Here is a 19940-nt window from a genome sequence, read left to right as displayed (position 1 = left end):
TTAAATGGTTCTTGGTCAAGGGAGTAGCCCTTTGGAGATTAGGGGTAGTATTACTTGCACTGTAGTTTGTTCTCCCAGTGTACTATCTATTGTTAATTTCCCACCATGTAACTCAGCTAGACGTTTAGCAATCAGCAGCCCCAACCCTGAGCCTTGTTGTTCGTAAAGGTTACCTTGAAACTGTAAGTCAGCTTCCAATTCGGCCATTTCAGCTTCAGATATTCCTTGTCCCTTGTCGTGGACTGACAAGATCAACGTATTATTTTCTGAATAGCTATTGACCCAAACAGGTGTTCCCTCTTCTGAGAATTTAAAGGCATTATTAATTAACTCTTCCAACAGTTTATTAATTCGGTTTTGCGACATAGGAATAGTAGCCTCTTGCCAATCTAATTGCAAATCCTCAACCCGTCCTGTCTTTTGAGCAAGATTCTGAATCAAATTACCCAGAACCGGATTAGGCAATTTACTGGTAGTCTTTCGCAGATTTTCTATTTTATTGGAATCTGTAGCGATTATTTCAAGTTCTGCATAAAGTAAAAAGTTTTGAATTAACCTTAATAACCGTTCAGCAGACTGATGGATATCTTCTGCCATAGTCTTAATTTGATATCGTTCCAAACTCTCCCATTTATCCATGATTAGTTTGGAAATATCCATAATCAGATTTAGGGGTTTATCCATTTCATAGGGCAAATACAGTGTAATATTGCTACGCAACTCATCCAGTTTTTTATCTTTTTGCAACTCAAGGGCAGCTTGCTTTTCCAATCGAGTAGTAATTGCTCCTAGTAGTTCTACTCTAGTAAATGGCTTGGTCAGATAATCATCTGCTCCTAATTCCATTCCTTGGCGCTGATCAGTTTTTTCAGCTCTAGCTGTGAGAAACATAAAAGGAATGGTTGCCGTATCAGGATGTTTGCGCAAGGTCTGCAATACCTCATAACCATCAACTTCTGGCATCATCACATCGCAAATAATCAAATCCGGTGATTCATGCTGGGCTAACTCGATACCAATCCTACCATTACTACCAGCAATCGCCTCAAAGTCCTCAGCCTCCAGTAACTCCAGTATATTTTCTCGTACTGAAGGTTCATCTTCAATTAACAGAATTTTTGTTCTTACCATTTTTTTGCGCTTTGTGAAACTAATCTAATTGACTTGAGGTAGTGGGAAGCCAATACCGTTATTGAGTAAACGTTTAAATTCCGGCGCTGGTAAAGCCCTACTAATCAAATGACCCTGAACTCGATCACATTTATGAGAATAAATAAAAGCCAATTCTTCTTGAGTTTCTACTCCTTCAGCAATCAGTTGTAGATTCAAACTTTTTGCCATTTGTATAATCGCCTTAGTAATAGCAGCCTGGTTAGGTTTCTGCACAATATTACGGACAAAGCACTGATCAATTTTGAGAACATCAAAGGGAAATTGTTGTAAATAACTTAATGAAGAATATCCGGTTCCAAAATCATCAATTGCAATTTCTAAGCCTAGGTTTTTCAACTCATTTAACTGACGAATAGCCGTCTCAGTGTTTTTTACTAGTATACTTTCAGTTAGTTCTAGTTCTAGAGTTCGATAGGTTAACTCAGTTGACTGCAAAATCTTGACTAAATTCTGGTAAAACTCCGGTTTATTAAATTGACGACCTGATAAGTTTACTGCTATACGGAAAGAGGTGAATCCATCATTTTGCCAGACTTTAGCTTGCTGACAAGCCTGCTGTAATACCCATTCTCCAATGGATATAATCAGACCCGTTTCTTCCGCGATCGGAATAAATTTTGCTGGGGGAACCAAACCGATTTCTGGATGATGCCAACGTAATAGAGCTTCAGCACCAACAATTTTTCCTGTCTCAAGACTGATTTGGGGTTGATAGTAAACCTGAAATTCTTCCCGTTCCAAAGCATAGCGTAAGCTACTCTGCAAGGTAAGATGATTTGAAGAATTGACATTCAAGGCACTGGTGTAAAACTGATATTGATCACCACCGTGGCGCTTTGCCTCAAGCATCGCCTGGTTGGCATGATTGAGTAATTGTTCAACGTCTTCACCATCACGGGGATAAATGGCAATACCAATACTGGCGGTGATAAAAACTTCTTGATCATCCAGCACGATGGTTTGAGAGAGGCTCTCAAGAATGGTTTGGACAAGATTGATGACATCTTGTTTATGTTGATCTGTGGCTATAATAACGGCAAATTGATCGCCATTTAAACGAGCAACTGTACCATTATTATCTACACAATTAGTGAGGCTTTTAGCAACAAATTTTAGTAAGTAATCACCCCACAAATGACCGAGATTATTGTTAACTTGATTAAACCGATCTAAACCCAAACACAGAAAGGTAACCAGTTGTTCATTACCGTCGATGTGTTGTTTTACTTGCTTAAATCGTTCTCGCAACGACAGCCGATTAGGTAGGTTGGTCAAACTGTCATGGTGGATCAAGTAATTGAGTTTATTTTTAGCTTCCTGAAGTTCAGTATTGTAATGCTTATGAACAGCAGCTTTTTTTTTGAGTCTACTGGCAATTGACCCTAGGAGCTCTGCTCTGGTAAAGGGTTTGGTAATATAGTCGTCTGCTCCTAGTTCCATACCCTGACGAAAATCATTTTTAGCCGCCTTTGCCGTTAAAAAAATAAAGGGAACTGTTGCCATCATTGAGTCTTGACGAAGGGATGTTAATACACTGTAACCGTCCATTTCCGGCATCATGACATCACAGATAATTAAATCTGGGATAGTTCCTTTAGCTAAATTAACACCAACACGACCATTTTCTGCTCCAATGACATCAAACCCTTCAGCGTCCAGGAGTTCTATAATGTTTTCCCGGACAAACTCTTCATCTTCAATCACTAATATTTTTCTCATGATTAATTTGATAGCAAGTAATATATTGGCAGGGTTACAGTAAACGTTGTACCGACAGTTACTTCACTTTCTAGATCAATTTGACCTTGGTAGATATCGAGACACTTTTTGACAATCGCCAGTCCTAAGCCAGTGCCGGTAATTGTCCCGACATTCGTACCTCGATGGAAGGTCTCAAAGAGTAGTCCTTGGTCTTCTTCAGGAATACCAATACCTTGATCGCTGATTTTAAAGATAGCCTGATTGGCAGAGCAAGTGAGTTTAATCTCAACCGTGCTACCTTTGGGAGAATACTTCAGTGCATTACTCAGCAAATTCTCCAAAATTTGCCTAAGCAATTTTTCATCCATATACGGTCGGGCGGATGAGAACGAACTAGCCGTATTATTTTTTCCATGATTATTACCTAATTTTTTTTCACACTTTTCTAAGCTATAAGTAAATTTTATTGTGTGCTCATTTCGGTCATTAAGCTGGATTTGAGCCATTAAATCGGTGCAAAAACTTTCCAAGTCTATTGGCTTTAGCTGTAACTCTATTTTACCGGCTTCTACCTTGCCAATCAGCAAGATATCATTCAAAAGTCTGGTCATATGTTGAACCATGTTTTGAATGCGATGTAGGTGATGGTTTTTTTTAGATTCTGACCATTTTATTCCGTAATGTTCCAGTAACTCCGCTGATGAATAAATCGTTGTTAGAGGGGTACGAAATTCGTGAGATGTCATGGTAATAAACCGGGATTTTAGCTCCCCAAGTTGTTTCTCTTTAGCCAGTGCATTTATAATTTCTACTTCCGTTTCTTTCCGTTTAGTGATATCTCTATCAACCCCTCGATAACCACAAAACTTGCCAAGACGATCAAAAATTGGTACACCACTGGTTTCCAGAACCACTAACTGACGATTTTTGTGAATTCTGGTATTTTCCAAGTTGCTAAAGGGGTGTTTTAAAACGGTAAAGGAAGCCAAAATTTCCATCACACGTTTTGCCTCTTCCTGTGACATTAAGTCAAACGGAGTTTTGCCCACTACTTCTGATGGTTCATAACCGAGTAAATCCCAGACTTTGGGACTAGCGTAGGTATAGACAGCATTTTCATCCATCTCCCACATCCAATTGCTACTAATTTCTACGACATTACGAAACCGCTCTTCACTCTGCCGCAACTGCTCTTCTGCCTTCTGGCGCTCAATAATCTCCCCCTTGAGTGCTTGGTTCGCTTTCCTCAGAGCAGCGGTACGTTGTTGAACTCTGACTTCCAAAGCATCATTGACTTGTGCTAGGGTGAGTCGTGCTTCAATACGCTCAGTGATATCCTGGACAATAACAGCAACTTCATCTAACCCACTTTTAACAATACGAGCCTCAAAGTAGCGGAGTTTACCATCTTCTCTGATTGGGGACTCAATAACTTGCATCTCATCACTTTCTAAGGCTATTTCCACATGCTCCCAAATTAATCCTGCTACCTCAGTGGGTAAACAGTTATGTAAATGTTTCCCAATACAGTTATCGGTGAGAAACAGCACAGGGTTTTCTTTGGCCGCTTTCCAATCCAAATAAAAGCCATCCCGATTGACACGAAAGATTACATCTGGTATGGCTTCTAAGAGGGCTCGGTTTCTAGCCTCGCTTACTTTTAGTGCAGACTCTTTTTGTTTAAGTTCTTGGCTTTGTTTTTGATAGAGTTGCTGGAGTTTTTGGTGGGTTAGGGCAATGGCAAAATGATCGGCGATCTCTCGGATAAAGGCAATTTCTTGGACTCTCCATTCTCGTTCGTGATCGCACTGATACAAGGTGATACTACCCAGACAAGACTGCCCATGCAGCAGTGGCACCATCATGATGGCACGCAGGTCACATGGATAGGTTAATTCCCTCAGTTCTGGTGGGAGTTTTCCCTCTGATTCAGGAATAATCAACGGTTTGCCCTGAGCTAGCCAGGAATGATAACTCTGAAATAGGTTGCGAAATACCTCGATCAGACATGGCTCGGCTGTACTCTCCACTGATTGGGTAATGGGAAAGCTAACTTGATGAGTTGCCATAGGTGGAGGGTCGTCGTGAGTGGGAAACATTAAACAGCCACTCACTTGCAAGATTTGATGTAATTGATTAGCTATGGTGGGTAGCAATTCATTGAGGACTAACGTCCCCCGTGTAACCTGGGCAATCTGGTTAATCATTTCCGCTTGGACTTTCAAGAGGTGATAGTCCACTCTTTGATGTCCAGTGCTCGATTCCATGGGTGTATGCTCAGGTAACATAACCAATAAAATTAGCTAAAAGCGGAACTGTCTAGCCTAGACTGGACATAGATTCAACCGCCATCAACTCCACGCTGTACCATAATTTTCAGCCCATCCCCACCAATCAATTCGGGGAATTTGAGGTCAGTTGTCAATGCTAGTTAATTTGTGTCAGTTGTTTTGCAGCTACTAGCTTTTAGCTATAGAGTAAGTGCTAATTACTCTTGATGCAGTCGTTCATGGGGGTTCCCCCCAAGACCGCACCGGTAGTCACTCATGGTTGTGGTCTGTGTGCGGAACACCGGGATTCTCCTTTGGAGACACTACGTGAACGCACCGCTGTTCGCCCCGTGGGAACCCTCATGACCGTGCTACCTCGCTGCATCGCTTTTGCAACTGACCATTGACCACTGACCATGGCAAGGCGTCGATTCATGCCCATACCACGAAAATAGGGGCAACACTCGCCGCCCAAACTTAGGTGATGGTAAGATGTTATACCACCACTAGATGCCTAAATTGTTGCACAGTCTTAATTTCTAGCCCTCGTGGAAACTACGGTGTCTTAGCTAGTTTGTCTATCTTGACACCTGTAAATTCACGAACAGTTAGTGTATCATTGGTCTTTGGTGATTGCTTATGGGTCATTAGCGTCCCTCAGCCAGATTAGGCCTAGGTCTTACCCGTTCGCGCCACCGTCGCCCCTTGGGCGAAGGGAAGTGTGCGATCATGAGTCAAAGGAGACTATGGCTGTAGGCTATTGACAAAAAAAACTTCGTATGCTATGGAAGCTTATACCCTTCAATTAAACCGGATGACATCTTCTGTCTGACTCAGGTGAGAGGTATCTCCATTCAGTTCCATCACCCACTGTTTTTCTTGGCGCACTAGTTTAAATAAACAGCACAAGGATGCTTTAATGTCTTGTGTGGCACCCACTAGTCCCTGAGTGGTTCCAACTACTGATGGTCCGTGACCAACCAGTAGTAAGTCTTCTGAAAATTGAGCGGTGAGACGTTGTGCCGTTTCACATGTTCGTTTGAGTACAGCAACACTTGTTTCTGGATATTCAGGGATTACACAGGAAGTATAACTGGTGTCAATTCGCTGAAACTGCTTGTGCAATACTTCAGTAGGCAGTCTTTCTGGTTCAGTTGCCATCCACTCAGGATTGAGCCATTCACTTAAACCCAACTCTAGCTTAATGGGTAAATCCAGAATTTCTGCGACTTGGTTAGCCGTTTGGACAGTTCGTAAAAACGGTGAGGCGAATATATGCCTAATTCCTTGTCCTACAAGGCGTTGACCCAGTTGCACTGCTTGCAGTTCACCATCTACTGAAAGCGGTGGATCATAGGGTCGCTCTGCCATGTTGAACCATTCGGGGTTAACAAAGTCAAGCCGGTTTCCGTGTCTGGCAATCCAAACTGTTTGGGTCATCTTACATTACACCCTCTTCGGGAATTTCGTTAAGTTATGTTAAATTTATTAAAATAATTTAACTGGAATCCCACAAAGCTTATCATCTGGTTTGGAAAACCAGCATGGTTTGCTTTAATTTTCATGATTTAAATCTCACTGATAACGCCATCGAATCCAATGAAAACCGCTCAGGACTCTACAGATTTAGTTCGTACCTATTTAAAGGAAATCGGTCGTGTACCATTACTGACCCATGAGCAGGAAATTTCTTACGGGAAAAAGGTTAAACAGTTAACAACCTTAAAGGAAGTCAAAGAGTCCCTTGTCCAACAGCTGGGTCGTGAACCTACGTTTTCTGAGTGGGCAACAGCATCTTGCCTAACGGATTCTGAGTTAAAGTCTAGCATCGCTGTTGGTGAATCCGCTAAACGCAAGATGGTGGAAGCCAATTTGCGATTGGTGGTGGCAGTGGCAAAGAAATACATTAAGCGTAATCTCGACTTGCTGGACTTGATACAAGAGGGGACTATCGGCTTGCAGCGGGGTGTGGAAAAATTTGACCCTACCAAAGGCTATCGTTTTTCTACCTACGCCTACTGGTGGATCAGGCAGGCAATTACTCGTGCGATCGCAGAAAAAGGGCGCACGATTCGCCTTCCTATCCATATTACCGAGAAGTTAAACAAAATCAAAAAAGCCCAGCGCCAACTTTCCCAAAAGCTGGGACGAACAGCTACTATCTCAGAATTGGCAATTGAGTTGAACCTCACACCTCATCAATTGCGGGAGTACTTTGAGCAAGCACGTCAACCCCTCTCTTTGGAGTTGCGAGTGGGGGATAACAAAGATACAGAATTGGTTGAGTTGCTCGAAGACACCGGTCCTGGACCAGAAGACTTTGTGACTCAATCGTTAATGCAGCTAGACTTAGAGAAATTCATGGCTGATTTGACACCGCAGCAGAGGCAGGTGTTGAGACTCCGTTATGGCTTGGCAGAGGTTGAACCGATGACATTAGCCAAAATTGGTCAACACCTCAACATCAGCCGTGAACGAGTGCGACAAATCGAACGAGAAGCGATCGCTAAACTTCGTAAGCGTCAAGGGGATATGCGGGAATATATCCCAGCTAGTTAATTTGTTCTGAGTCGGTTTAGTCATTAGTCATTAGTCATTAGTCATTAGTCATTAGCCACAATCACCAATGACTAATGACCAATAGGTGAGAAAATCAGATCCTAGATGGTTCGGTTCCACCTACTTTGCCATGGTCACTTGCCTGTTAAAGTAATTAGAAATACGAAGCAGTAGAGCTAAACAGATAAACATTATCATTGGCTGCCGACTCTAGTAGAAAAACCGGAATTAACCATCGCTAGGAGGTAAAACGGTGAATAACGCATCCAATCCCAATCATGTTCCTGAGTTCTTTGATAAAGATTCTGACAATAATTTACTCTGGCAGTATGTTCAATCAATGAGTCCAGAAACCATTACCCAGCTATCTAGACCAACGTCTTCGGAAGTCTATCAGGTGATGGAAAACAATATTATGGGAATGTTGGGAAACTTGCCTTCCCAAGACTTTGGCGTAACTATCAGTACTAGCCGTGAGAATCTAGGTCGCCTTTTGGCTTCAGCCATGGTTAGCGGCTATTTCCTTAGGAACGCTGAACAACGTATGGTTTTTGATAAGTCTTTGCAAATAGCTGAATCTCAATCTGTGGAGGAAGATTAGTCAAACCTTGGCTTAAAAGGGCTGAATCTATAGATTTTTGAGAGAAAATGCCCAATCGAACATCGGCAGATAATCACCTGATTCTGTCGGTTTCCATTATTGAGGAACAAAGAACGATCACGAAGAAATACGGGAGTAGGACACGCCCCGCGTCTTCAGAGCGGGGAGGAAAAACGACACGAGGGGTTTTAACCGCCGTCAAACGACCCTTTTAATGGTTAAAGTCCTTTAACCCCCTTTAAACGGGTAAAGTTGGCCGTGCCCTAAGGCGCACCGCTTGCTTGATTTGCCAATGTTATCGGTCGGTACTCTCGAGATGGCACTGTCTTAGCGCTCTGACAACTGTTTAACCATCCGGTTAATCAGCTATTGACTGGCACCCATCCGGTTGTAGGAACTTTAACAAAATTCGCGGAATTCCCCACCCTGGCCGTAGGCCACGCTACGCGAACGTAATGGGTGTTGAAGTTACCGTAAGGTACTGGTCGCCTTTATAGTTAGTCGGTCATGGGTAAAGGGTTAAAACTTTGCCGATTTTGGCGACCAGTACTATCGGTTTCGTCTCTGGGATGGATAGCGTAACGATAACTTGCGACTCGATTTAGTCTATAATAATGTTGGTTGCTGACCCACCTGACCGACTAAAAGGCTACCTTACATGCATGTCTAATATCCGATCAGTTTTTAGGTCAAAAGGTATACAAAGTACTAGCGGTAGATCCCGGAAGAGACTTGCCCCGGCTGGTTAGCCACAGTGCTGTAATTCCAAGGTGAGTCTGTCGAAAAACGTTTGTTTGCGTCTGCGGAAGGCGGATGTCTGCCTTTGGACGCTGAGTAAGACCAACGCTAGCTTGAGGCGCGACCCCGTAATTTAATTCGCCATTGGAAAGCGCGCGAGGCATCGGGGACGCGCGCGGGAAATCCCAGAGACGAATAAGACCGTCCCTGATTGACCTGAGAACGGGAAGCCCCAACCGTGGGCATTGCCGACGCTCTCGCGTTCAGGGAAGCAGGTTGGGTACTTCACCTCTTATCGATAACTTCTTCCTCGTAAGACTATAGCTGGTCAGCTATCTAAAGAAAGAGGCTCGTTAGCGTAAGCGTGTGCTTCGCACAAAGCCCTGTCACGTGACATACTCCTACACTGACTCTGCTCTTACAGAGCCGCTCCGCGAACGAGTGAGCGTGTAGGCTTCTTGCCAACTCCACCCAACGGTATCGGCTTTCGCCGACCCTGCGCGAACGGATACGTAGGCTTGCTTTATTAACGACACGGTCAGAAGTTACCGCAAGAATAGGGCAGCCTTTATGGTTAGTCGGTTATGCGTAAAGAGTTAAAACTTTATGATTAAGGCTGCCCTATTCTAAGGTTTCCTCTCCGGGATGCCCCTCCGCGCCGGAACAATACAATAAGTTCTATTTTTTAGGAACGTAGGTGGCTGACAAACCAGCATTTAAGGCCGTAGGCCACGCTACGCGAACGGCTTTGTTTATCAGTACATATATTATAGCAATTTTATAATACCCTGTGCAAAATTCATCCCACACCTAATGCTACGCATTAGGTGTGGGATGAATTTTGCCGGACAGCTAAAGCGGAATGGGACTTGCAAGCTTTGTATCTTTAGATCGGGGATCAAACGGAGTGGTCATTGACACTCCCACCGCGCTCATCGAAGATTATAGCGGGGGATTCTTAAGAGCAGAAAACCCTTAACAGCTGAGCCAAACCGCCTCGCTTACCCTCCGATCAATAAAATCATTGGGGTTACTTTTTCAAGGTTTTTGTTGGTTCATCCTTCTAGCAGCGGTGCGACCCGTGGCGAATTTAATTACGGGTCAAGCGCACCGTGAGGCTTTGCAGCTTGCGAACAAACCGGTACTCTTTTCGACCTAGGAGACGCTACGCGAACGAGCACAATAATATATTTATTAAGCGCAAAAATTTTCAAGGATACGCAACATTTTCAGTCCCCAATTCCCCGGAGGGGAGATTTGGCCTCTACTGTGGCTGGTGAAAACCTGTCATGCCTAGCCTTGTCGTTGAACCAAGAATCCCTTGGCATAAGCGCCATAGGGAGTGTCAAAATCTAGGTATTCAATTCTGTTATACCTATGCGAGAACCATCTTCTCCTCTACCCACAAAAAATATCGGTGTCGCTGTGATCTGGAACGACCAGGGACAAATTCTAATCGACCGCCGACCGGCAAAAGGCTTATTCGGTGGTCTTTGGGAGTTTCCTGGTGGCAAAATTGAGCTTGGTGAAACTGTTCCGGAATGTATTAAACGGGAAATTCAGGAAGAATTGGGCATTGAGATTGAGGTTGGTGAACACCTGATCACAATTAATCACGCCTACAGCCACTTTCGTGTTGTGCTAAGTGTACACCACTGTCGCCATCTTAGTGGTGTTCCGCAACCTATTGAATGTGATGAGATTCGCTGGGTAACCTTAGATGAAGTAGATCAGTTTCCCTTCCCCAAAGCCAATACTCAGATTATTGCGGCTTTGCGCTCTCAAGACTGAACAGCGATTACCTGATCAGTTCAAGAAAACAACCTTAAACCTTAAACCTTAAACCTTAAACCCCATTTCCTATCGATAAATCGGTAAGGTGAAGTGAAAACAGCTGCCACCCTTGATAGGTGAATCAACCCAAATGCGACCATAGTGGGCACGGATAATCTTTTGACATAGGGCTAAGCCCAACCCATAGCCTTCTATAGCTTCGTCTCGCTTAAGGCGGAAGTGGTTTTCAAAAATGCGATCGCGATTTTCTTGTGGTATACCAGGACCATCATCGCAAACGCTGACTTGAACTTTCTGGGTAGTACGGTGGATGCTAGACACAGCAATTTTACCCCCTTTGGGAGTATACTTAATGGCATTATCCAGCAGGTTAATTAGCACCTGACGCACCAATTCTTCATCGCCGTAGACAGGAGGCAAGTCTTGCGGGATGTCGGTTTGCACAACCTGAGCTTTGAGCTGAAACTGTTCATGCATCTGAACTAGAACGTCTTGGCAAAGTCTGCCAAAATTCAGCTTATGAGGTCGGATGTTGAATTCAGCATTACTTCCCTTCCTAGCTTGCAGCAGATCCACCACCATCCGGTTGATAATGCGCAATTGATTACGAGCTTGCTCAAACAGCCGTGCCTTTAGCTGTGGCGTCAGCCCAGATTTTCTGCCATTCTGGGCTACTGGTTGCTCTAGCTGTAGGGTTTCCAAGGCAATGGATGCTGCTGTCAAAGGACTTCGCAAGTCGTGAGCTAACATGGATATGACTTGGTCTTTAAATTGCAGCTGCTCAAGCAATTCTTCTCTATCTTTCTTGAGGCGAAATACTTCGTCGGAGAGTCGAATCAGTTCCAAGGCACAAGCCAGGGAACCAGCTGTCTCTGGTGATGTCTCAGCCGAGGAGTTAGATGAGCTAACAGTTGGTTGTAAAGGGAATCCTTGGGTAAGTTGGGTTTGGTTTTCTTCTAGAGAGCGTTGCCAGCGGGGCCACCAGTTCTTCAGCTGGGCAACTAGATTACTACCTGCAAGGGTTTGTTTGGGTTTCGGATTAATCTTAATCAGTGCTGGGGTTGCTACTAGCTTAAAGTGTTCAGCTAGATAGGGTTGTTCCCCAACATCCACAACCTTTAGTTCAAAGGGATACTCTGTCTTGAGAGTTTCCAGATAATGGTGGATAGACTGGAGCTGTTTACGGGAACCGGGACGTTCATCGACAAACAGCAGCAGTTGTAGAAAGGTTGGGGAGTTAGTGTATGTTTCTGTAGCTGCCTGCATGCAATTTGGTGTTAGCACTCTTAACCAATAAGGCTGGAATAAGACTAAGATTTGTTATTTTTTGTTGGTGATGTGTGCTTCCTTACAATTTAATGTCTATTTTATTATTTTATAGTCTCGGTACTAACCAGCCCTTTTCTGGCACTTTCCCGGTCTATTTGAGACTAAAATCTTAAAATAATGTAACATTATCGCGGATTGCGTCAGTTCTCGTTTAACAATCTATCCACGGCTGCTACTTGATCATGGCTATTGGCTACCTTGCTCTTGTCCTTCACGCCCATTTACCGTTTGTTAGGCATCCAGAAAGTGATTATGTTCTAGAAGAAGAGTGGCTATTTGAAGCCATCACTGAAACCTATATTCCCCTACTACATGTTTTTGAGGGATTAAAGCGGGATGGGATTGACTTCAAAATAACCATTAGTATGACACCACCTTTGGTGTCGATGCTACGGGATCCACTACTACAAGAACGTTATGAGCGCCATCTGTCACTGCTCCAAGAACTAGCCAAGAAGGAGGTTGAGCATAATCAGCATAATGGTCATATCCGTTACCTAGCCCAACATTATGTTCAAGAGTTCAGCGCTATTCGCCAAACCTGGTTACACTATGAAAGGGATTTAGTCAAGGCATTTAAACAATTTTTAGACAGTAATAACCTGGAAATTATCACCTGCGGTGCTACCCATGGCTATTTTCCTTTGATGAAGATGTATCCCCAAGCAGTTTGGGCTCAAATTCGGGTGGCTTGTGAACATTATGAGCAAAACTTTGGCTGTCCGCCCAAGGGCATCTGGTTACCGGAATGCGCTTACTACGAAGGGATTGAGGAGATGCTAGCAGATGCTGGTTTGCGCTATTTTCTGATGGATAGTCATGGTATTATGTACGCTCGTCCCCGACCACGGTTTGGTACCTATGCCCCCATTTATACTGAGACAGGAGTTGCTGCCTTTGGTCGTGACCATGAGTCATCCCAGCAAGTGTGGTCTTCGGAAGTCGGGTATCCAGGGGATCCAGTATATCGGGAATTTTACAAGGATTTAGGCTGGGAAGCAGATTATGATTACATTAAACCTTATATTATGCCCCATGGACAGCGGAAGAATACGGGTATAAAATATCACAAAATTACAGACCGTGGTATAGGATTAGGGGAAAAGCAACTGTATGATCCGTATTGGGCAAAAGACAAAGCTGCGGAACATGCTGGAAATTTCATGTTTAATCGCCAGCAGCAGGTTAAACATCTAGCAGCAATGATACAGCGTTCTCCGATTGTGGTATCTCCCTATGACGCAGAGTTATTTGGTCACTGGTGGTACGAGGGTCCTTGGTTTCTGGATGTCTTGCTCCGTAAGTCGTGGTATGACCAGAACACCTATGAAATGACTCATTTGGCAGATTATTTGCGGAATCATCCGATCCAACAAGTCTGTAAACCTTCTCAATCTAGCTGGGGGTATCAGGGGTTCCATGAATACTGGCTAAATGAAACCAATACCTGGATTTACCCTCATCTGCACAAAGCCACAGAACGGATGATTGAGCTGTCAAGCTTGGAAGCTACAGATGAGTTGGAGTGGAAGGCATTAAATCAAGCAGCGCGAGAGTTACTACTAGCGCAATCGTCAGACTGGGCATTTATTATGCGCACCGAGACAATGGTCCCTTATGCAGTTAGACGAACGCGATCGCATTTGATGCGGTTTAATAAGCTTTACGATGATATCAAGCTGGGCAAGATTGATGCAGGCTGGCTGGAGAAAGTCGAGGAGATTGACAATATTTTTCCCAAGATAAACTATCGCGTCTATCGTCCTGTTTGAACTCTCCCCACACAATCGTTAGAAGATACAAGCAGATACATAAGATACAAGAAGATACAATAGTTAACGTTCCCTAAGCCTATCAAAATCCATGACGCCTTCTGAGTTAGATACTGCTCCCGAGGAAAGTTTAGATACTTTCAAAGACCCTGAGACTTATCTCGACGAGGTACCTAATGATGTCGAGATGTCTCTGTTCGACCATTTAGAGGAGTTGAGACAGCGGATTTTTTACTCGCTGATTGCTGTAGTCTTATCCATGGCTGGCTGCTTTGTCGCAGTTAAGCCAATTGTTCAGTTGCTGGAAATTCCAGCTAGGGGGGTCAAGTTTCTGCAACTGGCTCCAGGGGAATACTTTTTTGTGTCCTTGAAGGTGGCTGGCTATAGTGGCTTACTGGTAGCTAGTCCTTTTATTCTATACCAAATCCTTCTATTTGTTTTACCAGGGTTGACTCGCCGGGAGCGACGCTTCATCGGACCTGTGGTGTTAGGATCAACGGTTCTGTTTTTCCTAGGCTTGGGATTTGCCTACATTGCTCTAATTCCTGCAGCTCTGAATTTCTTTATCAGTTACGGAGCAGATGTAGTAGAGCAGTTGTGGTCAATTGATAAGTATTTTGAATTTGTCTTACTGTTGATGTTTAGTACTGGCTTGGCATTTCAAATCCCAGTTATTCAAATGTTACTGGGGTTTTTGGGAATTGTTTCTTCCAAGCAAATGCTTTCTGGTTGGCGCACGGTTGTCCTAGGAGCAGCTATCTTGGGAGCGGTGCTGACTCCCTCGACAGATCCTCTCACTCAAAGTTTACTGGGGGGTGCTGTACTTGGTCTGTATTTTGGTGGGATTGGAATGGTTAAGTTGGTGGGTAAATAATATTAAGTCTGGTTAATCAACCCGCTATCAAAACTACCATCATGCTTCTAAGTGTTAGCATTTGCTGCATCTGCGTTAATTGTCAACAAACTTTAATTACCAACTAATTGGCTGATTTTATGACTACCACAGCTGATATTATTCAGCATGCTATGATAGTTAAAAATCATGATTATAATCAATATCTAAACCTGAAGGTAATTGAATCTTGGCTACGAATACCTTGTGGTAATAGGGAATAGTAATCTAATTACCAATTACCAATTACTAACTAACTATCTTTAGAATTATTGTCGCTAATTTATACTAGTCATAAGTTATGGCACAACCATAACTTATGACTATTTAGAAACAGATAATAAAGGCTCTTCGTCACAAGTTGATGCTAATTTTCATTTCGCTTATGCTGAAAGCTTTACTGGGAATTACTTTAACATTTAAAAAACTGTTGATCAAGTCAAATAATTACCCAGTAAGGCAATAATATATTTGCGCGGTTATTTAGCATAATATCTATGGAAGAGCCATTATCAATGTATGTAAAAACGTAGCCTACTACAGATAATTAATATCGATAGTTACTATTACTTAACTGTGTGACTTTAACGCCAATCGTCCCAATTCTGATTAAAGATGGAAGTGTCTGGGAAAGCGGTGGGATTACCGTTTTTTTCCAACTTCTGGCGTAGAGCTTGGAGTTGGGTTTGCTGTAGCAGGGGTTCTTCTAGAAGTTGGTAAGGTGCTATCCCAGTTTCTAAGGAAAAAGCAGCGGTTGTACCAGCAGCAGCACCGGATGACCATTCAAAGGAATGCACCCGATAAGCAGCAGCGGCAATGTGACTGGTAGCAATACTTTTACCTGCTACTAAGAGGTTGTCAATTTTCTGGGGAATTATTGCTCGCAGGGGAATTTGGAACGGATAGGCTTGACCTGCTCCCCGCCGTTCCCCTTGACGCTCGGTGTTTCCTGGGGTTTCTGCTGGACTTAGGGTCATACAGGGATGAAAGTCAATGGCATAGTGACCAATTCCTACAGAATCAGGATAGATAGTAGAGCGACTGCGTTGACTGACTTGATCTGGCTGGATTTTACCTTGAATCACAGAGGGTGCTTCTAATCCAGCCAGTACTGCCCACAAGCGGCGATATTCGTCTGGTGAGAGGGTCTGCCGATAATATTCATCCTGGTAGTCACGGCGGGAAATATCCACTTCTGATATGGTAAAGCCTTGAGGATAGCCAAAGGAAGGGCGTCCAATAATCCGCCTCCCTTCCCTGATATAGGGATACTTAGACAACCCATGCATTGTCCCCATCGGAGAATCTAACCCCGTTAGATAGCGGTGATTGGGATGAGGCTCTTTTACCCCATCCCCAAGCTGGGAATCGGTAGTTCCTGCGACTAGCCAATAGTAATAGCCGAGAGCGTTTTCTTCTCCTTTCCGTAGACTTTCCGTGCGCAAGCCTCCCATCCAGCCACCAGAAGCCAGTTGACCAGTAGTTTGTAATTGGCGACGGGTGTAAACTAGATTATCTTGTGAAGTGCCAGGACGATAATCATTACCCCATGTCCAGTTTTGCATGGAAATGTCTCCTGGAGTGGGAGCAGTAACCCCCCATCGGATCCGTTTACCCCGCTTAGAACTCCAAATTCGCCGATAGGTGAATACTCCTTCAAAGTCGGCTAGGCGCTGTAATTCATAGCTGTAGTAAGGTTGGTATTGCGGGTAAAAGGAGGGCATTTCTTGGGTTTGAGCCTCCTTGGTTTGCTCCATAGCAAAGGTGTAGGTAAAGCCTTGGGTGCAATAGAGGTCGTCAGTAGCACTAGATGCGGAGGGGTTTAGGTAGGAGCGGGAGTCAATCCCCAACCGGTAGGGAACGTCAGCTAGGGCAATAATTTCACCAGTTTCTGTTGCGTCGATAATATACCAATTAGAACTATTGTCTTGGGTCTGTTGGGGAACAATGCGCAAAATGCTTTTCTCAAACCGGGAGGAATTCTCGTAGCTATACCAATCTTCAATGGTTTGAGATAGGGGAAAGGTATTCAGGGCAGGAGCATCAGCAGCTCTTTTGTGTTGAATAGCAATCACACTGTCAATGGTTTTGCCATCTGGGCTAATCTCTAGTTCCTTAACTACAGTAGAGGGAAACCATTTTAATGTCCCTTTTCCCCGTTTGGCCGCCTTTCGTAAAATATTAAACAGGATTTGGTGAGCATCACGGGGTAGAAAACAGGATTCGCTTACCCAGCAGTCCCCAGGATTGAGTTGACGGTAGTAGCGTTTAATGCGATCGCGTAATTCTAGATAGCCCTTAGGATAGAACAAACGCGATCGCTGAGTGGGTCGTTCATCGAGAGCAGAGGTTCCCTGGGCAGAAATTTGTCCCCCTACCCAGTCGGTAATCTCAGTCAAGCACACCGTTTGCCCTGCCAATAAGCCTTCATAGGCAGCCGCTGCACCAGCCAATCCACCTCCAATCACTAAGATTTCACAGGTTTCGGTTTGGTCTGGAGTTCTAGGGGGAGCTGCTATACCAGGAGATGGAGTAAACCCTAGTAATGATATGAATAGGGAAATACGGACAAGCGATCGCTTCATAATTCGGGATAGTCAGTAAAATCTTCGATGATAAACTACCCTAACTTATCAATACTGTCATCTCCCAAACGTTGTATCAATTATGCCATGGCACGTCAAAGCACCCGAAAAATATACGGGTAGCGATAGGGCTGATTAGGATTTTCCAGCACCTTCACTAAAGCAATTATGGGCATAATTAGACTTACAAGACCTAATATAAATAGCAGCGGAATCCCAATAATCACCACAGCCAGTATCAAACAAATCACCCAATATATATAAAGGCAAATGTTAAAATTAATAGCTTCTTTGGCATTTTCTTTGACTACTGAGTCTTCGGTGAGCAAAAAAATGACTATCGGGATTGCAATAGGAACCACTAAAAAACTCAAAAATATTGAGCTATGACATAACAGTGATAAAAGCTTTCGTTGATCCATGTCATTCATCCTACTATAAATCCTCCCATGCTTCCCCAGGGTTACCTTTATGGATTTTCTCTTCCATAATACAGGTAAGTTGGTAGAGTTGATTGAACGGAACGAATTTATGTAAAGATATGTAAGGGACTAATCAATACGATGGCTAATCCGGTGTCGTCGGCTCATAATCTTTCTAACTAAGGCAGAACTACCAGTCGTGATATCCGCGCTTTGGCATTGCCTTCACTGCTCCCTTCCCTAAATTCTAAGTTTCAGTCTTAAATCACGATTCGGCTACGGTTTGAAAGTGCTGGCCATGAGTTTACTCTTGCCATACTGCTCCTGAGGGGTAAGCTTTACTATTTGGTGTTCCCTGAAACGGCTAACTTAATTTTACCAACGCTTATCCAATGCTTAACCTCTGCTCAAAGGCCACCAATTAATAACCCCTACCCCAATAAGTCATGGGAAATAATCTAAAATTTTATCGACCTACGTCTGGTCAATGGTCTAAGTATTTAATTATTATTATATTAATCCTGGGTATAGTTTTTCGATTAGTCAATTTTGAAAAAAAAGTGTATTGGATTGATGAAGCATATACATCATTGCGAATTTCTGGTTATACCAAAGCAGAAATTATTCAAGAAATTGATGGTCGTCAAATTAATGTTAAAGATTTACAGAATTATCAGCGTCCTAATGATAACAAAGATGTAGGTGACACGATCCAAGGGTTAGCGTTACATGAACCACAACATTCACCGTTATATTTTGTGATGGCTCACTTTTGGGCAAAATTGTTCGGTTATTCCGTAACGGTGATGAGAAGTTTACCAGCCTTGATTAGTCTCTTGACTTTGCCGTGCATTTATTGGCTTTGTTTGGAGTTGTTCGAGTCTCCCCTAACGGGATGGATTGCGATCGCATTGCTCTGTGTCTCCCCATTCCATGTGTTGTATGCCCAGGAAGCTCGACAATATAGCTTGTGGACCGTGACCACTTTACTTTCTAGCATAGCCTTGCTGAGGGCGATGCGTCTTAGCACACTGATGAGTTGGGTAATCTATGCCATAACAGTTTCTCTAAATCTCTACAGCTATTTGCTTTCTGGATTAGTTTTTATTGGACATGGTATCTATGTTATTTGTATAGAAAAATTTCGTTTTAGTAAGCAAGTAGTTAGGTATGGATTAGCTTCGCTTTTCGGGATTATCGCCTTTTTACCTTGGCTCAGATTGGTAATTGAAAACGGTATTGAATTGGGGGATTGGGCGGATAAAGAGACTCCACTCGGTAAACTGATCACCCGCTGGCTTATCAATCTGAGTTCTGTGTTTTTCGATATCCAGATTGGCTATAACAATCCCTTATTTGATGTGCGGTCAGGTCGAGACCTAAAGTTTAACTACGACCATTTTCTCATTTATTTCGATATCCTAATTTTAATTATAGTAGGCTATTCTATTTATTTTCTGTGTCGTCATAGTCAGCAGCGGGTTTGGTTATTTATCTTGACCATGATCGCAGTTGTTGGGATGTTTCCTATTGCTCAGGATTTAATTTTAGGAGGACAGCGTTCCAGCATGGCGCGCTATTTCATTCCTTGTTACTTGGGTATACAACTTGCTGTTGCTTACCTCCTTGCTAAAAAAATTAATCCCCTTAATGGTCAGACAATAAAACGACAACAACTATGGCGATTAGTTGCTATTACAGTTATTTCAGCAGGTGTGCTCTCTTGTGCCATTAGTTCTCAAGCAGAAACTTGGTGGCATAAATACAGTAACTATTACACCCCTGAGGAAGCTCACATTATTAATGAAGCCAATCGTCCCTTGGTGATTAGTAGTGATATCATGCGATTAGTGTCTCTCAGTTATTTACTTGAGCCCAACGTGACCTTACAGTTAATCAAAACTAAGGAGTCTCCTACAGTTTTTTCCAGTTTCAGTGACGTCTTCTTATATAGACCTTCTCCAAAACTGCGACAAAAATTTGAAGAGGAGTCACCCTATGACGTTAAACCAGTTCATAAACGCAAGCATCTCTGGAAGCTAGTGCAGTGAAACCAAAAGTCAAAAGGCAAAATCAACTTGCTCAATTACCAATCACTCATGAC

The 19940-nt window shown here is 43.3% G+C and carries 14 protein-coding genes; 7 read left to right on the top strand and 7 right to left on the bottom strand.

What is annotated here, in order from left to right; translation table 11 throughout:
• Window positions 1-15: 15 nt before the first annotated feature.
• From F6J90_RS19930 to F6J90_RS19920, 3 genes are read right to left on the bottom strand one after another with little or no spacing between them, the layout of a single operon-like run.
• Window positions 16-1131 carry a response regulator gene (locus tag F6J90_RS19930; protein ID WP_293097174.1) on the bottom strand — a complete coding sequence of 372 codons (1116 nt, stop codon included), beginning with the start codon at window positions 1129-1131 and terminating at the stop codon, window positions 16-18.
• 24 nt (window positions 1132-1155) lie between these two features.
• Entirely contained in the window at window positions 1156-2892 is a 1737-nt protein-coding gene (locus F6J90_RS19925; RefSeq protein ID WP_293097171.1) for a GGDEF domain-containing response regulator, read from the bottom strand.
• A gap of 2 nt (window positions 2893-2894) precedes the next feature.
• Window positions 2895-5141, bottom strand: coding sequence for an ATP-binding protein (locus F6J90_RS19920; RefSeq protein WP_293097168.1), 2247 nt, complete (start codon window positions 5139-5141; stop codon window positions 2895-2897).
• A gap of 242 nt (window positions 5142-5383) precedes the next feature.
• Between F6J90_RS19920 and F6J90_RS19915 the strand changes: the two genes are divergently transcribed.
• Entirely contained in the window at window positions 5384-5551 is a 168-nt protein-coding gene (locus tag F6J90_RS19915) for a hypothetical protein (RefSeq protein ID WP_293097165.1), read from the top strand.
• 394 nt (window positions 5552-5945) lie between these two features.
• Here F6J90_RS19915 and F6J90_RS19910 read toward each other — a convergent pair whose 3' ends face one another.
• The gene (locus F6J90_RS19910) at window positions 5946-6584 is read right to left on the bottom strand and encodes a histidine phosphatase family protein (protein WP_293097163.1); all 639 of its coding nucleotides are present in this window, start codon (window positions 6582-6584) and stop codon (window positions 5946-5948) included.
• Window positions 6585-6743: 159 nt separating this feature from the next.
• On the opposite strand from F6J90_RS19910, the gene F6J90_RS19905 reads away from it, so the two are divergent.
• From F6J90_RS19905 to mutT, 3 genes are all read left to right on the top strand, one after another.
• On the top strand, window positions 6744-7703 hold the full coding sequence (locus F6J90_RS19905) for an RNA polymerase sigma factor, RpoD/SigA family (protein ID WP_293097160.1): 960 nt from the start codon (window positions 6744-6746) through the stop codon (window positions 7701-7703).
• Window positions 7704-7956: 253 nt separating this feature from the next.
• A complete protein-coding gene (locus tag F6J90_RS19900) occupies window positions 7957-8304 on the top strand; it encodes a DUF760 domain-containing protein (RefSeq protein WP_293029537.1) in 348 nt (115 codons plus the stop codon).
• A gap of 2115 nt (window positions 8305-10419) precedes the next feature.
• The gene (gene mutT, locus F6J90_RS19895) at window positions 10420-10833 is read left to right on the top strand and encodes an 8-oxo-dGTP diphosphatase MutT (RefSeq protein WP_293097158.1); all 414 of its coding nucleotides are present in this window, start codon (window positions 10420-10422) and stop codon (window positions 10831-10833) included.
• Between the two features lie 69 nt (window positions 10834-10902).
• Here the strand turns inward: mutT and F6J90_RS19890 are convergent, their stop codons facing one another.
• The gene (locus tag F6J90_RS19890; protein ID WP_071106471.1) at window positions 10903-12102 is read right to left on the bottom strand and encodes a histidine kinase; all 1200 of its coding nucleotides are present in this window, start codon (window positions 12100-12102) and stop codon (window positions 10903-10905) included.
• A gap of 245 nt (window positions 12103-12347) precedes the next feature.
• On the opposite strand from F6J90_RS19890, the gene F6J90_RS19885 reads away from it, so the two are divergent.
• Window positions 12348-13937, top strand: a complete 1590-nt coding sequence (locus F6J90_RS19885) for a glycoside hydrolase family 57 protein (RefSeq protein ID WP_293097153.1) — start codon at window positions 12348-12350, stop codon at window positions 13935-13937.
• Window positions 13938-14028: 91 nt separating this feature from the next.
• On the top strand, window positions 14029-14811 hold the full coding sequence (tatC, locus tag F6J90_RS19880; protein ID WP_293097151.1) for a twin-arginine translocase subunit TatC: 783 nt from the start codon (window positions 14029-14031) through the stop codon (window positions 14809-14811).
• Window positions 14812-15413: 602 nt separating this feature from the next.
• Here the strand turns inward: tatC and F6J90_RS19875 are convergent.
• Together F6J90_RS19875 and F6J90_RS19870 are read right to left on the bottom strand one after the other, a co-directional pair.
• Window positions 15414-17414 carry an FAD-dependent oxidoreductase gene (locus F6J90_RS19875; protein ID WP_293097149.1) on the bottom strand — a complete coding sequence of 667 codons (2001 nt, stop codon included), beginning with the start codon at window positions 17412-17414 and terminating at the stop codon, window positions 15414-15416.
• A 95-nt stretch (window positions 17415-17509) separates the two neighbouring features.
• On the bottom strand, window positions 17510-17836 hold the full coding sequence (locus F6J90_RS19870; protein WP_366513808.1) for a DUF4870 domain-containing protein: 327 nt from the start codon (window positions 17834-17836) through the stop codon (window positions 17510-17512).
• Between the two features lie 446 nt (window positions 17837-18282).
• Here F6J90_RS19870 and F6J90_RS19865 point away from each other — a divergent pair, with 446 nt between their 5' ends.
• Complete coding sequence (locus F6J90_RS19865; protein WP_293097144.1) at window positions 18283-19887, top strand: glycosyltransferase family 39 protein; 1605 nt, start codon at window positions 18283-18285, stop codon at window positions 19885-19887.
• The last annotated feature ends 53 nt before the right edge of the window (window positions 19888-19940 follow it).

Origin of the sequence: Moorena sp. SIOASIH (assembly GCF_010671925.1) — a bacterium.
Taxonomy (GTDB): domain Bacteria; phylum Cyanobacteriota; class Cyanobacteriia; order Cyanobacteriales; family Coleofasciculaceae; genus Moorena.
The sequence above is the reverse complement of the archived record's forward strand: the minus strand, read 5'-3'. Positions and strand labels throughout refer to the sequence as shown.

What these genes read in the sequence shown, in the direction of transcription:
- tatC (WP_293097151.1), top strand. Translation starts at nt 14,029, where the DNA reads ATGACGCCTTCTGAGTTAGATACTGCTCCCGAGGAAAGTTTAGATACT.
- F6J90_RS19875 (WP_293097149.1), bottom strand. Translation starts at nt 17,414, where the DNA reads ATGAAGCGATCGCTTGTCCGTATTTCCCTATTCATATCATTACTAGGG.
- F6J90_RS19920 (WP_293097168.1), bottom strand. Translation starts at nt 5,141, where the DNA reads ATGGAATCGAGCACTGGACATCAAAGAGTGGACTATCACCTCTTGAAA.
- F6J90_RS19930 (WP_293097174.1), bottom strand. Translation starts at nt 1,131, where the DNA reads ATGGTAAGAACAAAAATTCTGTTAATTGAAGATGAACCTTCAGTACGA.
- F6J90_RS19925 (WP_293097171.1), bottom strand. Translation starts at nt 2,892, where the DNA reads ATGAGAAAAATATTAGTGATTGAAGATGAAGAGTTTGTCCGGGAAAAC.
- F6J90_RS19885 (WP_293097153.1), top strand. Translation starts at nt 12,348, where the DNA reads ATGGCTATTGGCTACCTTGCTCTTGTCCTTCACGCCCATTTACCGTTT.
- F6J90_RS19865 (WP_293097144.1), top strand. Translation starts at nt 18,283, where the DNA reads ATGGGAAATAATCTAAAATTTTATCGACCTACGTCTGGTCAATGGTCT.
- mutT (WP_293097158.1), top strand. Translation starts at nt 10,420, where the DNA reads ATGCGAGAACCATCTTCTCCTCTACCCACAAAAAATATCGGTGTCGCT.
- F6J90_RS19890 (WP_071106471.1), bottom strand. Translation starts at nt 12,102, where the DNA reads ATGCAGGCAGCTACAGAAACATACACTAACTCCCCAACCTTTCTACAA.
- F6J90_RS19905 (WP_293097160.1), top strand. Translation starts at nt 6,744, where the DNA reads ATGAAAACCGCTCAGGACTCTACAGATTTAGTTCGTACCTATTTAAAG.
- F6J90_RS19870 (WP_366513808.1), bottom strand. Translation starts at nt 17,836, where the DNA reads ATGGATCAACGAAAGCTTTTATCACTGTTATGTCATAGCTCAATATTT.
- F6J90_RS19915 (WP_293097165.1), top strand. Translation starts at nt 5,384, where the DNA reads ATGGGGGTTCCCCCCAAGACCGCACCGGTAGTCACTCATGGTTGTGGT.
- F6J90_RS19910 (WP_293097163.1), bottom strand. Translation starts at nt 6,584, where the DNA reads ATGACCCAAACAGTTTGGATTGCCAGACACGGAAACCGGCTTGACTTT.